Origin of the sequence: Streptomyces shenzhenensis, from assembly GCF_021462265.1 — a bacterium.
GTDB classification, from domain to species: domain Bacteria; phylum Actinomycetota; class Actinomycetes; order Streptomycetales; family Streptomycetaceae; genus Streptomyces; species Streptomyces shenzhenensis.
Genome location: NZ_JAJONF010000027.1, coordinates 12,173 through 28,927, shown reverse-complemented (window position 1 = coordinate 28,927; position 16,755 = coordinate 12,173). Strand labels below are relative to the sequence as shown.

Here is a 16,755-nt window from a genome sequence, read left to right as displayed (position 1 = left end):
CCAACTGGGTGGCGGGCCTTTAACATCTGCGCAACGCAAGGTTTCAGCAACCTTTCAGCAAGAGCCTTCAACGACGAAGGAACCCCACATGGCACGTAAGACCCTCTCCGCCGCACTGGCGCTGGCCGCCTGTAGCGTTGTCATGACCCCGTCCGTCGCGTCGGCCTCCCCGCCCGGCACGAAGGACGTCACCGCCGTCCTCTTCGAGTGGAACTACGGCTCGGTCGCCAAGGAGTGCACCAGCACCCTGGGCCCCGCGGGCTACGGATACGTCCAGGTCTCGCCGCCCGCCGAGCACATACAGGGCTCGCAGTGGTGGACGTCGTACCAGCCGGTGTCGTACAAGATCGCGGGCAGACTCGGCGACCGGGCCTCCTTCCAGAACATGGTGAACACCTGCCACGCGGCGGGTGTGAAGGTGGTCGTCGACACCGTCATCAACCACATGTCCGCGGGCAGCGGAACCGGCACCGGCGGCTCGTCGTACACGAAGTACGACTACCCCGGCCTGTACTCCTCGTACGACTTCGACGACTGCACCTCGCAGGTCACCAACTACCAGGACCGCTGGAACGTCCAGCACTGCGAACTCGTGGGCCTCGCCGACCTGGACACGGGCGAGGAGTACGTCCGCAAGACCATCGCGGGCTACATGAACGACCTGCTCTCGCTCGGCGTCGACGGCTTCCGGATCGACGCGGCCAAGCACATCCCGGCCGAGGACCTCGCCAACATCAAGTCCCGGCTGGCCAACCCGTCCGTGTACTGGAAGCAGGAGGTCATCTACGGCGCCGGCGAGGCCGTCCAGCCGACCGAGTACACCGGCAACGGGGACGTGCAGGAGTTCCGCTACGCCTACGACCTCAAGCGGGTCTTCAACAACGAGAACCTCGCGTATCTGAAGAACTACGGCGAGGGCTGGGGCTACCTGAGCAGTTCGGTCGCAGGCGTCTTCGTCGACAACCACGACACCGAGCGCAACGGCTCGACGCTCAACTACAAGGACGGCGCCAACTACACCCTGGCCAACGTCTTCATGCTCGCCTACCCGTACGGCGCCCCGGACATCAACTCCGGCTACGAGTGGACGGACGCCGACGCCGGGCCGCCCAACAACGGTGTCGTGAACGCCTGCTGGCAGGACGGCTGGAAATGCCAGCACGCCTGGCCGGAGATCATCCGCATGGTCGCCTTCCGCAACGCGGTGCGCGGCGAGCCCATGACGAACTGGTGGGACGACGGCGCCGACGCCATCGCCTTCGGCCGGGGCGCGAAGGGCTACGTCGCCATCAACCACGAGCCGGGCTCCCTGACCCGGACGTACCAGACGTCGCTGCCGGCCGGGACGTACTGCGACGTGCAGAACAACACCGGCGTGACCGTGAACGGCTCCGGGCAGTTCACCGCCACCCTCGGCGGCAACACGGCCCTCGCGATCTACGCCGGGAAGTCGACCTGCTGATCCATCCGCTGCGTCCCGATCACCGACAGCAGCCGCAGCGCCTCCTCGGACCGTGAGCCCGGGGTGGCGGTGTAGATCACGACCTGCTGGTCCCGGTCGGTGATGTCGAGGGCGTCGCAGTTGACGGTGACCGGGCCCACCACCGGGTGCAGGAAGGTCTTGCACAGGGTGGGCTCGGCGGACACGTCGTGCGACTCCCACAGCCGACGGAACTCCTCGCTTCCGGCTAGGAGTTCGGCCACCAGCCCGGTCACCTCCGGTGAGTCGGGATAGCGGCCGGCGGCGGCCCGCAGCCGCTGCGCCGAGAGCCGGGCGAAGGCGTCCACGTCCGACACTCCGTACAGCCTGCCGCCCTGCGAGCGAGGGGTGAGGAAGGCGCGGCGCACCAGGTTGCGGTCGCGGGGCGGCAGGGCGGAGAAGTCCTCCATGAGGGCGGCGGCGAGATCGTTCCAGGCCAGTACCTCGAAGGTCGCGGACGTCACGAAGGCCGCGGCCTGCGGCAGCCGGCGCAGCAGGTCCAGGAGGCTCTGCCGCACCTCGCGCGAGGGTCCGGGCGGCGGCCCCGGCGGAGCCCCGGCGAGGTGATGGAGATGCCCGCGCTCGGCGTCCGAGAGCCGCAGCGCCCGTGCCAGACCGCTCAGCACCTCCCGTGACGGACGCGGCCCCCGGGCCTGTTCGAGCCGGGTGTAGTACTCGGCGGAGATGTACGCCAGTTGCGCCACCTCTTCGCGCCGCAGTCCGGGGGTACGCCGCCGCGGGCCGCGCTCCAGCCCCACCTCGGCGGGGGAGATCCGTTCACGCCGGCTGCGCAGGAACGCCGCGAGTTCTTGCCTGTCCACGCCTCCAGTGTGCGCCCGGCGCCCGGCCCCATCCAGGTACCGCCGGTGCCTGGATGAGCCGCGGGTCCGGGTCCAGGCTCGAAGCCATGGAAAACACTGCGATCACCTACCAGGGCCTGCTGACCGGCAAGGTCGCCTTCATCAGCGGCGCCGGACGGGGCATCGGCGCGGCCGCCGCCCGGCTCTTCGCCCGCGAGGGCGCCCGGGTCATGCTGGCGGCCCGCACGGAGGCCCAGCTCAAGACGGTCACCGAGGAGATCCGCGCGGCGGGCGGCACCGCGGATCACGTGGTCTGCGACCTGGCCGACGCGGCGAGCGTCCGCGCCGCCGTGGACCGCACGGTGGAGGTGTACGGCCGCCTCGACGTCGCCTTCAACAACGGCGCGATCGGCCAGCACCGCCCCGGCCCCCTGGACGGACTCCCCGAGGCCGAGTTCGACCAGCTCACCGCCGTCAACCTCAAGGGCGTCTGGCTGGCCATGACCGCCGAGATCCACGCCATCCGCGCGACCGCCGGCACCGGCGCCATCGTCAACAACTCGTCCGTCGGCAGCCTGCGCGCCAACCCCGTGCTGCCGGTCTACGGCGCCCTGAAGCGCGCCGTCAACAGCCTCACCGAGTCCGCCGCCGCCACGTACGGCCCCGAGGGCATCCGCGTCAACGCCGTCGCCCCCGGCGGCACGCTCACCGAGATGATCCGCGACTGGGAGGCGGCCACCCCCGGCGTCATCGACCACATAAGGTCCGTGTCGCCCCTGCGCCGCATGGCCGCCCCCGAGGAGATCGCCGAGGCCGCCGCCTGGCTCCTGAGCGACCGGGCGTCGTTCGTGTCGGGCGCGATCCTCCAGGTGGACGGGGGAGCGGGCGCGTGAGAGGCCGCCACCGGGGAGAAGCTCCCGGTGGCGGCCCGCCCGGCCGTGCGGTCAGGGTGTGACGTCGATGTGCCTGGCCAGCGCGGTGACCGAGAGGTCACCGTGGTCGACCCACTGGTGGAACGCCAGCGTCTTGTGCTTGGTCGAGGCGGGCGGGGTGATCTCCAGGTAGGAGGCGTGCACCGCGCCGGAGGTGCCGGTGTTGGCGTGGGTCCAGGCGACGACGGCCTCGGCGCTCTGGCCGTCCTTGAGGACCAGGGTCTTCTTGCCGGGGTCCTTGGCGTACCAGGTGTCGCCCCAGTGGGTGTGGGTCTTGAGCGCCTTGTGCGCGGAGTTCTCCAGGCCCAGGCCCGGGTAGCCGCGCAGCGCGCACGTCCTGCCGCTGAGGTTGCGCAGCCTGATGACGACACCCTGGTGGTTCATGCCGCCGGCGAGCTGCTGGCCGAAGGTGGCCTTGAGCGCGGCGGCGGAGCAGGTCGGCGTGGCCTTGGCGGTGCTCGGGGTGGCGGCCTGTGCGGTGCCCGCCCAGACGAGGCCGAGGCCTGCGACGGCGGCCGCGGCGAGCGCGGTGCGCAGGTACCCGCGCCTGGTGCGGTGCCCGGTCGCGGGCCGGGCGGCGGAAAGGCCGGTGGTCTCGGTGACGCCGGTGTTCAGCTCTTCGTTCACGGCGACGGCGCTCCCTTCGTGTCCTGCGGCACGGGGCGCGGTGGGCGCCCCGTGCCGTCCTCTGGTGCTGTACACGAGGTGGGATGCACGGCGCTGCGGATTTGTTCGCCGGGGTCGCGGCGCTCTTCCCAGGCTCTTACTTCCAGGTGTCGCTCGTCGTGTAGCCGGACGAGGTGCCGGTCGTGTACGACCGGTTCGTGCCCGACTCCCACGTCACGTTCCCGGAGCTGTCCTTCTTGATGTACTTGTACGTGAAGGCGGTGCTCTTCGGGACGATCACGAGCTTGCGCCACGTCGGGTACGACTCCGACGACAGCGGGATCGCGTCGCTGGTGTTCCAGGAGCCGAGGGAGGCGATGGAGCCCACGACGTAGACGTTGGTGCCCCAGTCGGTCGTGGCGTACTCGTTGAACGTCACGTCGGTGGCGTCGGCGTTCGCCACGTTCCAGGAGTTGTCGAGGGAGAGCGCCGAAGTGGTGCTGGCCGCCGATCTGTTGGCGTTGGACTCCCAGGTCACGTTGCCTGAGCTGTCCTTCTTTATGTACTTGTAGGTGAAGGACGTGTTGATCGGCACGTTCACCGCGCCCGACCAGACCGGGTATCCGGTGGACGAGAGCTGGACCGCCTTCGAGGTGTCCCAGGCGCCCAGGGCGTCGAGGGAGCCGACGACGTAGACGTTGGTGCCGCTCGTGGTGGACGCGTACTCGTCGAAGGTCGCGGTCACCGTGGAGCCACCGCCACCGCTGCCGCCGCCGTCGCAGCCGACCGTGCAGGTGTAGGAGGAGTTGTAGAAGGCGACGGCGCCCTTCGCGGGGATCGTGATGCTCGCGCTGCCGCCGGAGACGGTGACCGTGGTGGCGCCGCCGTCGACGACGTCGGAGTACGTGCCGTCGGCCATGCCCGTCGCGAAGGTGTAGGTGGCCGACGACGAGCCGTTGTTCAGGGCGAAGAATCCGGCGCCGCTGCGGCCGAAGCCGATCACGGAGGACGACTTGGTCGACCAGTTGGAGACGGCGGCGCTGCCGGCCGCGTTGTGCCAGGCGACCATGCCGACGACGGCGGTGTCACGGTCGAGGCAGTTCCAGCCGTTGGAGCAGTCGGTGTCGGTGACGAAGCCCGCGGAGTTCGGCGGCGCCTGGTCGCTCTGGGTCCACTGCCAGCTGGAGTAGATGGTCGGTGTCGACCACTTGTAGGCGAGTTCGAAGAGGTTGGCGAGCTTGTAGCTGTCGCCGTCCTTGTAGCTCATGTGCAGGCCGTTGCGCTCGGTGTCGTGGTTGGTCACGAAGGAGACCGAGTTGGCGGCGGGCAGGATGCCGGACGAGGACAGCGACTCCAGGTCCGAGACGTTGCCCTGGAAGGCCGACTTCATCTTGCTCGCGTAGGTGAAGTCCAGGACGTCACCGGAGCCGTAGTAGTCGCTCGGCTGCGGGGTCGAGCCCGGGTACACCTCGTCGAAGACGTACGGCGCCGCACCGGACGTCGTGGTGTTCAGCTTGGCGACGATGGCCGCCATGTCGGTGGCGGGGATGTGCTTGGCCGAGTCGACGCGGAAGCCGTCGACGCCCAGCGCGATCTGCTTGTTGAGGAACGCCGCGAGGCCCGAACGGACGTTGTCGGCGCTGGTCTTGAGGTCGGGCAGGCCCAGCAGTTCGCAGTTCTGGACCTGGGTGAGGTTCGAGTAGTCCTGGATGGTCAGGTCGGAGGTGGGGCAGTCGGCCGAGGTGTGGTAGTCGCCCGGGTTCCAGTCCGGTGTGTCGTACTTGTTGGTGAGGGTGGTGCCGGCGTAGCCGGTGCCGGTCTGGGCGGCCGTGTGGTTGATCACCGCGTCGGTGTAGACCTTCATGCCCGCGGCGTGGCAGGCGGTGACCATCGCGGCGAACTGCGTGGCCGTCCCGAAGCGGCTGTTCAGGTTGTACGAGTAGGGCTGGTAGACGTCCCACCAGTAGTAGTTGGACTGCTTGAGGGACTCGGAGGGCGGGGCGACCTGCACCGCGCCGTACCCGGCCGGGCCGAGCACGTTGGTGCACTCGGAGGCGATCGAGTTCCAGTTCCACTCCCAGAGGTTGGCGATCACATCGCCCTTGGCGGTGGTGTCCGCCTGCGCGGCGGTGGCCGGCAGGGCGATCACGCCCGCGAGCGCCAGGGCGCCCGCGGCGATCGCGACGGCCGTGCGTCTGAAGACACCCGGGGGTCGGTGTCCGGTCATGTGCGGCTCCGAAACGAGAGGGACAGGCTTCAACAACCCTGGAGCGTGGGCCAGTTGAAACACCGCGTCAATACGCTTCGTGAAAGTTCTTGCTGTGAGTTTCAAGCCTCTTGCTGTAAACCTTTCGTTAGCGATACGGTCGCGCGGGGTCGGACCCAAGAGAGCAGCTATCGCTAGGAGTTCATGCCGGTGATACATGTCAGACGGGTCGCGGCGGTCGCCGTCGCCGCCCTCGCCGCCGCGCTGGTGCAGCCCCTCGCCGCACACGCCGCCGCCCCGCCCGCACCACCCTCCGACGCGAAGCTCGCCGCCGTGCCCGCCCGCCACGACGACACCCGCGAGCAGTTCTACTTCGTCATGCCGGACCGTTTCGCCAACGGCGACACCGGCAACGACGAGGGCGGCCTCACCGGCTCCCGCCTCTCCACCGGCTACGACCCCACCGACAAGGGCTTCTACCAGGGCGGCGACCTCAAGGGCCTGACCAAGCGGCTCGACTACATCAAGGGGCTCGGCACCACCGCCATCTGGATGGCGCCGATCTTCAAGAACAAGCCCGTGCAGGGGACCGGAAGCAACGCCTCGGCCGGCTACCACGGGTACTGGATCACCGACTTCACCCAGGTCGACCCGCACTTCGGGACCAACAAGGACCTTCAGACCCTCATCTCGAAGGCGCACGCCAAGGGGATGAAGGTCTTCTTCGACGTCATCACCAATCACACCGCCGACGTCGTCGACTACGCGGAGAAGTCCTACGACTACCTCTCCAAGGGCGCCTTCCCCTACCTGACCAAGGACGGGCAGCCCTTCGACGACGCCGACTACGCGGACGGGAAGACCAAGTTCCCGGCCGTCACCAGCGCCTCCTTCCCGCGGACGCCGACCGTGACGAGCGCCGGCAAGGTGCCGTCGTGGCTCAACGACCCGACGATGTACCACAACCGGGGGGACTCCACGTTCGCCGGCGAGTCCGCGACCTACGGCGACTTCTCCGGCCTGGACGACCTGTGGACCGAGCGGCCCGAGGTCGTGCACGGCATGGAGAAGATCTACGAGCGGTGGGTGAAGGACTTCGCCATCGACGGCTTCCGGATCGACACCGTCAAGAACGTCGGCATGGAGTTCTGGACCCAGTGGGCGACCGCGCTGGACAGGTACGCGGCGCGGCACGGCCGCAGGAACTTCTTCATGTTCGGCGAGACGTACTCCGCGGACACCTCCGTCACCTCCCCGTACGTCACCCAGGGGCGGCTGGACGCGACCCTCGACTTCCCCTTCCAGGACGCGGCCCGCTCCTACGCCTCCCAGGGCGGCAGCGCACAGAAGCTGTCGAGTGTCTTCGCCGACGACTACAAGTACACGACCGACAAGGCGAACGCCTATGAGCAGGTCACCTTCCTCGGCAACCACGACATGGGCCGGATCGGGTACTTCCTCAAGCAGGACAACCCGAAGGCCACGGACGCCGAACTGCTCGCCAAGGACAGGCTCGCCAACGAGGTGATGTTCCTCAGCCGGGGCAACCCGGTCGTCTACTACGGCGACGAGCAGGGCTTCACCGGCTCCGGCGGGGACAAGGACGCCCGGCAGACGATGTTCGCGTCCAAGGTCGCCGACTACCTGGACGACGACGAGATCGGCACCGACCGCACCGCCGCCAGCGACTCCTACGACACGAGTGCGCCGCTCTACAAGCAGATCAGTGCTCTCGGCAAGCTCCGCAAGGACAACCCGGCCCTGGCCGACGGCGTCCAGACCGAGCGCTACGCGGCCGACGGCGCCGGTGTCTACGCGTTCACCCGGACGGACGCCAGGACCGGCCAGGAGTACGTCGTCGCCTTCAACAACGCCGACACGGCGCGGACGGCGACCTTCGCCACCGGGTCCGCCGGCATGCGCTACCGGGCGATCCACGGCACGGACGGCATCCTCACCTCCGACGGCTCGGCCAGGCTGACCGTCACCGTCCCCGCCGAGTCCGCCGTCGTCTACAAGGCGGCCGGCCCCCTCGCCGAGCCCGCCACCACACCCACGATCACCCTCCAGGCCCCGGCCGCCGGCGCCACCGGCACCGTCGGCCTCACCGCCGACGTCACCGGCGGCGGGCTCGACCGCGTCGTCTTCGCGGCCCAGACCGGCAACGGCAGGTGGACCATCCTCGGCTCCGCCGACCACGCCCCCTACAAGGTCACCCAGACCATCGCCGAGGACGTCCCGGCCGGCACCGCCCTGCGCTACAAGGCGGTCGTGATCGACTCCGCCGGGCACACGAGCAGCGCGCTCGCCGAGAGCACCAGCGGCACCCCGCCCGTCGCCGCGCCCCCCGTCGCCTCCTCCCGTGACTACGCGGTCGTCCACTACAAGCGCCCCGACGGCGACTACGACAACTGGGGCCTGTACGCCTGGGGCGACCTCGCCGACGGCGAGGCGACCACCTGGCCCGCCGGCCACCCCTTCACCGGCCGGGACGCTTTCGGCGCCTTCGCCTACGTCAAGCTGAAGCCGGGGGCCACGAACGTCGGCTTCCTCGTCGTCGACAAGAACGGCGACAAGGACGTCTCCGCCGACCGCTCCATCGACGTCACCAAGACGGGTGAGGTCTGGATCGAGCAGGGAAAGACGGACGTCCTCACGACCAGGCCCGACTATCCGGCCCAGGACACCACCAAGGCGGTCATCCACTACCACCGCGCCGACGGCGACTACGACGGCTGGGGCCTGCACGTCTGGACGGGCGCCGCGAACCCCACCGACTGGTCGAACCCGCTGAAGCCGGTGAAGACTGACTCCTATGGCGCGGTCTTCGAGGTGCCGCTCACCGCGGGTGCCACCAGCCTCAGCTACATCATCCACAAGGGCGACGAGAAGGACCTCGCCGCCGACCAGTCCCTCGGCCTCACGTCCGACGGCTACGAGGTGTGGCTGTTGAACGGCCAGGACAAGCACCTGCTCCCGCAGCCCGCCGGCAGCGCGGCGGCCCTCGACCTGTCCACCTCCAAGGCGGTCTGGATCGACCGGGACACGGTCGCCTGGGACGGCGCCGACGGCGCGGCCTCCACCCAGCTGGTCTACTCCCACGACGGCTCGATCGCCGTCAAGGACGGAACGCTGACCAGCGACGACGAGCGGTGGCTGCGGCTGACGAAGACCGCCCTCACCGACGCCCAGAAGGCGAAGTTCCCGTACCTGAAGGACTACACGGCCTGGTCGGTCGACCCGCGCGACCGGGACCGGGTGCGCGAGGCGCTCGGCGGACAGCTCGTCGCCTCCCAGCGGGCCGCGAACGGCGCCGTGCTGGCGGCGACCGGCGTGCAGCTCGCCGGGGTGCTCGACGACGTGTACGCCAAGGCCACGACGGCGGACCTCGGCCCGGTCTTCCACCACGGAAAGCCCACCCTCTCGGTGTGGGCGCCGACCGCGCAGAGCGTCGCCCTCGAACTCGACGGCTCGCCGAAGACGATGCGCCGCGACGCCGCCACCGGCGTCTGGTCCGTCACCGGCCCCGCGTCCTGGCGGAACAAGCCCTACCGCTACGTCGTGAAGGTGTGGGCGCCCAGCGTCCAGAAGATCGTCACCAACAAGGTCACCGACCCCTACTCGGTCGCCCTCACCGCCGACTCCGAGCGCAGCCTCGTCGTCGACCTCGACGACAGGTCCCTCGCCCCGAAGGGCTGGTCGACGTACACCAAGCCCAAGGCCGTACCGATGAAGGACGCCCAGATCCAGGAGCTGCACGTCCGGGACTTCTCGGTGGCCGACGCCACGGTCCCGGCCGCGCAGCGGGGCACGTACCTCGCCTTCACCGACAAGAACAGCGACGGCTCCAAGCACCTCAGGGCGCTCGCCAGGGCCGGGACCTCGTACGTCCACCTGCTCCCGGCCTTCGACTTCGCCACCGTGCCCGAGAAACGGTCCGACCAGAAGAGCCCCGGCTGCGACCTCGCCTCCTACCCGGCCGACTCCGACCAGCAGCAGGCGTGCGTCGCGAAGACCGCCGCCACCGACGCCTACAACTGGGGCTACGACCCGTACCACTTCGCGGTCCCCGAGGGGTCGTACGCCACCGACCCGGACGGTACCGCGCGTACCGTCCAGTTCCGGAAGATGGTGCAGTCGCTCAACCAGGACGGACTCAGGGTCGTCATGGACGTCGTCTACAACCACACGGCGGCCGCCGGCCAGGCGGACACGTCCGTCCTCGACCGGATCGTGCCCGGCTACTACCAGCGGCTGCTCGCCGACGGCAGTGTCGCCAACAGCACCTGCTGCGCCAACACCGCGCCCGAGAACGCCATGATGGGCAGGCTGGTGGTCGACTCGATCGTCACCTGGGCGAAGGAGTACAAGGTCGACGGCTTCCGTTTCGACCTGATGGGCCACCACCCGAAGGCCAACATCCTCGCGGTCCGCAAGGCGCTGGACGCGCTGACCCCGAAGAAGGACGGCGTCGACGGCAAGAAGATCATCCTGTACGGGGAGGGCTGGAACTTCGGGGAGGTCGCCAACGACGCCCGGTTCGTACAGGCCACGCAGCGGAACATGGCCGGCACCGGCATCGCCACCTTCTCCGACCGTGCCCGGGACGCCGTACGCGGCGGCAGTCCCTTCGACGACGACCCCGGCATCCAGGGCTTCGCGTCCGGGCTGTACACCGACCCCAACACCTCGACGGCCAACGGCACCCCGGCCGAGCAGAAGGCCCGGCTGCTGCACTACCAGGACCTGATCAAGATCGGCCTGACCGGCAACCTCGCCGGGTACCGGTTCACCGACACCGACGGCAAGCAGGTCACCGGCGCCGAGGTCGACTACAACGGCTCGCCCGCCGGATACGCGGACGCGCCCGGCGACGCCCTCGCCTATGTCGACGCGCACGACAACGAGTCGCTGTTCGACGCGCTGACGTACAAGCTGCCGGCCGGCACCTCCGCCTCCGGCCGGGCCCGCATGCAGGTCCTGGCGATGGCCACGGCCGCCCTCTCGCAGGGACCGTCGCTCTCCCAGGCCGGCACCGACCTGCTGCGCTCCAAGTCCCTGGACCGCAACTCCTTCGACAGCGGCGACTGGTTCAACGCCGTCCACTGGAACTGCGCCGACGGCAACGGCTTCGGGCGCGGGCTGCCCATGGCCGCCGACAACCGGTCCAAGTGGTCCTACGCCAAGCCGCTGCTGACCTCGGTGCGGGTCGGGTGCGCGCAGATCGACGGGGCCTCGGCCGCCTACCGGGACCTGCTGCGGATCAGGACGACCGACAAGGCGTTCTCGCTCGGCACGGCCGCGCAGGTGCAGTCGGGGCTGTCCTTCCCGCTGTCCGGCAAGGACGAGACACCCGGCGTGATCACCATGGAACTCGGTGACCTCGTCGTCGTGTTCAACGCGAGCCCCGAGCGGCAGGAACAGCGGGTGAGCTCCCTGGCCGGAACCGGCTACCGGCTGCACCCGGTGCAGGCGTCGGGCGCGGACTCGGTCGTCAAGTCCGCATCGTTCGAGCGGGAAACGGGTACGTTCGTGGTTCCGGGGCGCACGGTGGCGGTGTTCTCCCGGACCATGTGACCGCGGCCTTACTGTGGTGGGGCAGGCCCGGCACCGGGCTCTGCCCCACCACTGTCGGCCAGGGGCTGGGAGAATGGACGTCAACGGCAAGCTGACCGACACGACCGTGCTGGTCGTGGACGCCACTGCCGCGAGCCGCTACGCGATCGGCACCGTGCTGCGCCGGGCCGGTCACGAGGTCGTCGCGGTGACCGGCGGCCGCGAGGCGCTCGGCGAACTCGACGTACGGCGGCGCAAGGGCAACCTGCCCGATGTGGCCCTCATCGACGTGCACCTGCCGGACATGAGCGGCTTCGAGCTGTGCCGCCGGCTCAAGGAGCGGCCGCACATGGCCGGTCTGCCCGTCGTGCACTTCTCCGCGCTCTCCGTCGTACCCGCGGACCGCTGCCCGGGGCTGGACTCGGGAGCCGAGGCGTATCTGACGGTGCCCGCCGAGCCGGAGGACATCGAGGCCGCGGTCCGGGCCGCGGTGCGTGCCGCCCGGCTGCGCGCCGACGACCAGGCGCTGGTACGGCGGCTGCGGCTGCTGTCGGAGACCATCGTCACCATCCAGGCGGCCCGCTCGCTGCCCGAACTCGCCGACGCCGCGGCGGACGGCGCGGCCCGGCTCCTCGGCTGCCCCGCCGCCGTCTTCGTCCTCGACCAGGACGACGAGCTGTACCAGGGCCTGTACCGGGAGCGCACCTCCCTCGCGCTGCCCGGCGAGGACGCCCACCGGACCGTGCGCGACCTGCTGCGGCGGCTCACCCGAGGGCAGTCCGACGTGCAGATCACCACCGTGCCGTCGCCGCAGTGGCCCGCCGGGTTCTTCCGGCCCGGAGTGCAGCACGACGCCCGGCTGGCGCTGGTCCTCACCCAGGACGGCAGGGCGCCGGTCTGCCTGGCCACACCCACCCGCGGGCTGCGCCGGGTCCGCCCCGAGGGCGAGGCACTGCTGGCCCAGCTCGCCCAGGCCACCGCGCTCGCCGCCGAGCCCCTGCTCATGTACCAGGTGGAGCGGCATGTCGCGCTCACCCTCCAGCACAGTTTCCTGCCCCGCCCGCACCAACTGCCCGAACTGCCGGGCGTCGACATAGCGGTGCGCTACGAGCCGGCCTCCCAGGAGACGGAGATCGGCGGCGACTTCTACGCCGCGCTGCGGGCCGGCGACGAGGTGCTCACCGCGGTCGGGGACGTCGTGGGGCACTCGCTGGACGCGGCCACCGTCATGGTCGAACTGCGGCACGCGCTGCGCGCCTACTGCCTCACCGAGAGCGACCCGGCCGCCCTCGCCGAACGGCTCGACCAGGTGCTCCAGCACTACCACGCCGATGTCACGGCCACTGTGTGCCTGGCCCTGATCGACCCGGCGACCGGGCGCACCCGCATCGCCAACGCCGGCCACATCCCGCCGCTGATACTGGGCGACGACGGCAGCGCCGAGTACGTCAAGGCGTCCGGTCCGCTGCTCGGGGTGGGCCTGCCCCATCCGCCGCCCACCGAGCTGGTCCTCGCACCCACCGACCGGCTCCTCATGGTCACCGACGGCCTGATCGAGACCCGCGGCACCGACCTCGCGGTCTCGATGGAACAGCTCCGGGCCGCGGCCGGCGGCGCCCTGCCCGGCCTGGAGGCCCTCTGCGACACCCTCCTCGCCTCCTTCGGCCGCCACCGCGAGGACGACGTCGCCCTGCTGGCGCTGAGCCTTGCGAACTAGGCTGAGCCCCCGTAGCCGTAGAACAGGAGTACTGATGCCGCAGATCACCGTCGACTACACCGCTGTGCTGACCGACGAGGGCGCCTTCGACACGGACGGTTTCGCACGGGCGCTGCACGAGGCCGTCGTCGAGATCGCCGCCGCCGAGCCCAAGGCCTGCAAGACCATGTTCCGGGACGGGTACTCCGCCTACGGGTACAACGCCATGGACCAGAGCGACGCCCTGGTGCATGTGACCATCGGGCTGCTCGCCGGACGCACCGAGGAGACGAAGGCGAAGCTCACGGAGACCGTGCTGGAACTGGTCCGCGGCCATGTGACGCCGGCGGACGGGATCTCCCTGCACGCCTCTGCCGAGGTACGGGACCTGGACCCTTCGTACCGGAAGTACGAGGGGTAGGCCTACGGCCTGCCGGGCTATCCCGCCAGGGCGATCAGCCGCGCGGCCAGGTCGGCGAACGGGCCGTCGGCCGGTTCGTCCCGGACCATCCGCTTGACCAGCGCCGTCATCTCCCCGTCGTACGCCGCGCTGACCGCCGTCAGCGCGGCGAAGTCGTGGACGAGCTGGATCTCCAGTTCCCCGCGGGGAATCCGCCGCCCGTCCAGCCAGATCAGTGCCGTCGACTCGGCGAGCGAGATCCAGGAGCGGACGACCAGTTCGAGACGGGCCGGGGCCTCGGTGATGCCGAGGTGGGAGAGGATCTGCTCGTAGGCGGCCTGCCGTACGGAGTCGATGAGCGCGTTGGTCGCCGAGGAGCCGACCGCCGGGCCGCCGCGCATCAACGCGGCGAAACCGGGTCCGTGTTCGTCGACGAAGTCGAAGAAACGGCGCATCACGCGCAGCAGCCTGGCCCCGAGCGGGCCCTCGTGGGGTTCGTCGAAACGGCCCGCGAGATCCTCCGAGGCACGCTTCAACGCGGCCTCGTACAGGCTGAGTTTGCCGGGGAAGTAGTGGTAGACGAGCGGCCGCGAGATGCCGGCGGCCGAGGCTATCTCGTCGATGGAGACCTCGTCGGGCGAGCGACGGCTGAACAGTTCGAGGGCGACGCCGATCAGCTGCTGCCGACGCTCCTCGACTCCCATTCTGCGGCGTACCCCGGTTGTCATGTGGACACCTTACCGATCGGATCCGGCCTCCCACGGACCTGACCCTTCACGAGCGTTCACAGATCCAGCACAAGTCTCCCATTTCACGCCCGGGACGCACAGACCAGTATCGAGTCGGCCCGCTCCGTGCCCGAACCGCCAAGGCCACCCCGCCGCACCGGAGTTCCCGCTCGAATACGCGGGTTCCGCCGCTCTGTGCGGGCGGCGCCGAAGGTTCGTCGCGAGCGGCCGGAAATCGCTCCTTCGGCGCCGCCATCGGTGGCTCGGACCGCAGCGGCACACCAGCGCGCCCTCGGGGGCGCGCCACGCTGATCGGCCCCGGCGCCGGGCTCACCGCAACCCGCTGATCTCCCGCCCGTCCTCCAGGGTGGCCGTCAACTCGGCCTGCGCCCCCTGCTTCGCCGCCGCCACCAACTGCGTCCCCTGTGCCGACGCCGTGACCCCGCCGGTCGCCCGGACCGACGCGGTGTCGCGGCTGCCCGCGGCCAGCAGGTACCAGCGGCCGCCCCCGGACTTCCACAGCACCCCGGCCAGCACGTGCGGATCACGCGGACCGCAGGCGGTCACATCGGCCCCCTTCGCCGCGACCGCCCCGTACCGGCTGCCCGGCGTCCGGAACTGGGCCAGCGACATGGTCCCGTCACCCCGCCAGGTCTCGGCGCGCGTGCACACCCACGACCCGGTACCGCCGGCGTCCGGCAGCCGCTGCTCGGCGAACGCCCACGCGTTGACACTGCGCACCCCGGCCGACCGCTCCGCGGCCAGCGAGCAGGCGAACGGCGCCCAGTCGCGCAGCCCCTGCGCGCCGGAGGCCTCGCCGCTCCCGCCGGGCCGCCCCGCGGTGAGCCGGGCCGGCACCAGTTCGCCCAGGTCGGTCGAGAGACGCACACCCCCCGCGTCGGTCAGCTGGAGCACGTTCCAGGACGTGCACGCCCCCGGTCGCAGCGCGGAACTGGCCAGCGGCCCGGTCACCCCGTCGGTCAGCCCGAGGTCCATCGCCCCCGCGGTCGGCTTCATCAGGTCCCGCTCGGCCGCCCCGGTCACCCAGGGGGCCGTCAGATAACGGACGTTGTCGTCGGCGCGGCCGAGCACCAGGGCGCTCGCCGCCGCGCCGGTCGCGCCGTCGGCACGGGCCAGGTCCAGGGCCGCGCCCCGGGTGCCGTCCTCCGGTTCGGCGTAACGGGCGATGCGCAGGCCGTCGTAGAGGATCACCACCCGGGCACCGTCGACCACACCCGCGTAGAGCAGCTGGGGCGGTCCCGCCGGGCCGCCGGTCTGGGTACCGGGGGTCGCCGAGACGCGGACGCTGTCGCCGGGCCGGGCCCAGACGGCGAGGGCGCGGCGCAGCAGCGCGGTGTCGCCGGTGAGGGCGCCGCGGGCCGGCCAGACCGAGAAGTCGGTGCGTGCGGCGGTCTTCCAGACGGTCGCCGGGACCTTCGTCAGCTGGGCCGGGTCCAGGGCGGCCCGGGCGGCCGGGTTCTGCGCGTACACCGGGGCGGCCGCGCCGTCGGCGCCCCAGCCGCCGCCCGGCAGCGCGACCAGCGCCCCGCACACCGCGAGCGCGGCAGCGGCGGCGAGCGTGGCCTTGGTGTGCCGGCGGCGGCGCATCAGATCGGTGGGCCGGGCCTGCAGGGAACAGGGGTCGAACTCGGGGGAGTCGAGCAGCGGGTACTCCGCCGGGACACCGTTGGCCTCGGCGAGCGCGCCCTCGGGGTGCTCGACGCCGACCGCCCGGAGGATCTCGCGGACGTCGCCGTCGGGAAGCTGTTCGAGGCCGCGCAGCGCGTAGGCGGCGCGGGCCGCACCGGAGAGGGCGGCGAGCCGCTGGTCCAGGGCGAGTTCGTCGGCGCCGCCGGAGCGCGGGAAGAGCCTGAGGCCCCACACCAGGGGGAGCAGCGGCGGCAGCTGGGCGCGCGTGGGCCACGCGGTGAGCCGCAGCGGCCGGCCCGCCTCCAGTGCCGTACGCACCACTTCGAGGCGGACGAGGGAGTACCCGGGGTCGGCCTTCCGTCCGTCCGGCTGGGCCGGGATCACCGGGACCTGCCGGCGGCCCCGGGGCAGGGTCCGCTGGACCAGGGAGTGCGCGGTCAGGACGCGGCGGCCGCGCGCGAGGCCCGGTGGCAGTACCAGGTAGGCGAGCCGGACCAGCCGTGGATAGTGCTCGACGAGCGCGGCCTCGGCCTGCTCGACGTCGACGGCCGGATGCGGGGCTCCGGTGGAGGCGGCTGCGTGAGGCTGGGCTACATCCTGTGACTGCACGTCCTGAAGAACGAGCGGCCCGTTGGTTGGTCACCGCCGCACAGGTGACACCGCGGTGCCCGCATGAGGTGAGTGCTTCGCGGCCCGCAGCC

At 70.8% G+C, this 16,755-nt stretch carries 10 protein-coding genes; 5 read left to right on the top strand and 5 right to left on the bottom strand.

Going from position 1 to position 16,755, the window contains the following annotated elements:
* Positions 1-88: 88 nt before the first annotated feature.
* On the top strand, positions 89-1,462 hold the full coding sequence (locus LQ326_RS29505) for an alpha-amylase (RefSeq protein WP_234542100.1): 1,374 nt from the start codon (positions 89-91) through the stop codon (positions 1,460-1,462).
* Here the strand turns inward: LQ326_RS29505 and LQ326_RS29500 are convergent.
* Positions 1,438-2,301 carry a helix-turn-helix transcriptional regulator gene (locus tag LQ326_RS29500; protein WP_234542099.1) on the bottom strand — a complete coding sequence of 288 codons (864 nt, stop codon included), beginning with the start codon at positions 2,299-2,301 and terminating at the stop codon, positions 1,438-1,440. The two genes, LQ326_RS29505 and LQ326_RS29500, sit on opposite strands and share 25 nt — an antisense overlap.
* Before the next feature lie 86 nt (positions 2,302-2,387).
* On the opposite strand from LQ326_RS29500, the gene LQ326_RS29495 reads away from it, so the two are divergent.
* Positions 2,388-3,173: an SDR family NAD(P)-dependent oxidoreductase gene (locus LQ326_RS29495; RefSeq protein ID WP_234542098.1), complete on the top strand. Its 786-nt coding sequence runs from the start codon at positions 2,388-2,390 to the stop codon at positions 3,171-3,173.
* A 51-nt stretch (positions 3,174-3,224) separates the two neighbouring features.
* Here LQ326_RS29495 and LQ326_RS29490 read toward each other — a convergent pair whose 3' ends face one another.
* Positions 3,225-3,839, bottom strand: a complete 615-nt coding sequence (locus tag LQ326_RS29490) for a DUF4232 domain-containing protein (RefSeq protein ID WP_234542097.1) — start codon at positions 3,837-3,839, stop codon at positions 3,225-3,227.
* 136 nt (positions 3,840-3,975) lie between these two features.
* Positions 3,976-6,045, bottom strand: coding sequence for a carbohydrate-binding module family 20 domain-containing protein (locus LQ326_RS29485; RefSeq protein ID WP_234542096.1), 2,070 nt, complete (start codon positions 6,043-6,045; stop codon positions 3,976-3,978).
* A gap of 189 nt (positions 6,046-6,234) precedes the next feature.
* Between LQ326_RS29485 and pulA the strand changes: the two genes are divergently transcribed.
* The 3 genes from pulA to LQ326_RS29470 all read left to right on the top strand — a co-directional run bounded on the left by pulA (position 6,235) and on the right by LQ326_RS29470 (position 13,697).
* Positions 6,235-11,601 carry a pullulanase-type alpha-1,6-glucosidase gene (gene pulA / locus LQ326_RS29480; RefSeq protein WP_234542095.1) on the top strand — a complete coding sequence of 1,789 codons (5,367 nt, stop codon included), beginning with the start codon at positions 6,235-6,237 and terminating at the stop codon, positions 11,599-11,601.
* Between the two features lie 73 nt (positions 11,602-11,674).
* Positions 11,675-13,297 carry a fused response regulator/phosphatase gene (locus LQ326_RS29475; protein WP_234542094.1) on the top strand — a complete coding sequence of 541 codons (1,623 nt, stop codon included), beginning with the start codon at positions 11,675-11,677 and terminating at the stop codon, positions 13,295-13,297.
* Between the two features lie 34 nt (positions 13,298-13,331).
* Positions 13,332-13,697, top strand: a complete 366-nt coding sequence (locus LQ326_RS29470) for a 5-carboxymethyl-2-hydroxymuconate Delta-isomerase (protein WP_234542093.1) — start codon at positions 13,332-13,334, stop codon at positions 13,695-13,697.
* A 17-nt stretch (positions 13,698-13,714) separates the two neighbouring features.
* On the opposite strand, the gene LQ326_RS29465 is transcribed toward LQ326_RS29470, so the two are convergent.
* Positions 13,715-14,404 carry a TetR/AcrR family transcriptional regulator gene (locus LQ326_RS29465; RefSeq protein WP_234542092.1) on the bottom strand — a complete coding sequence of 230 codons (690 nt, stop codon included), beginning with the start codon at positions 14,402-14,404 and terminating at the stop codon, positions 13,715-13,717.
* Positions 14,405-14,734: 330 nt separating this feature from the next.
* Complete coding sequence (locus LQ326_RS29460) at positions 14,735-16,663, bottom strand: hypothetical protein (protein ID WP_234542091.1); 1,929 nt, start codon at positions 16,661-16,663, stop codon at positions 14,735-14,737.
* Between the last annotated feature and the right edge of the window lie 92 nt (positions 16,664-16,755).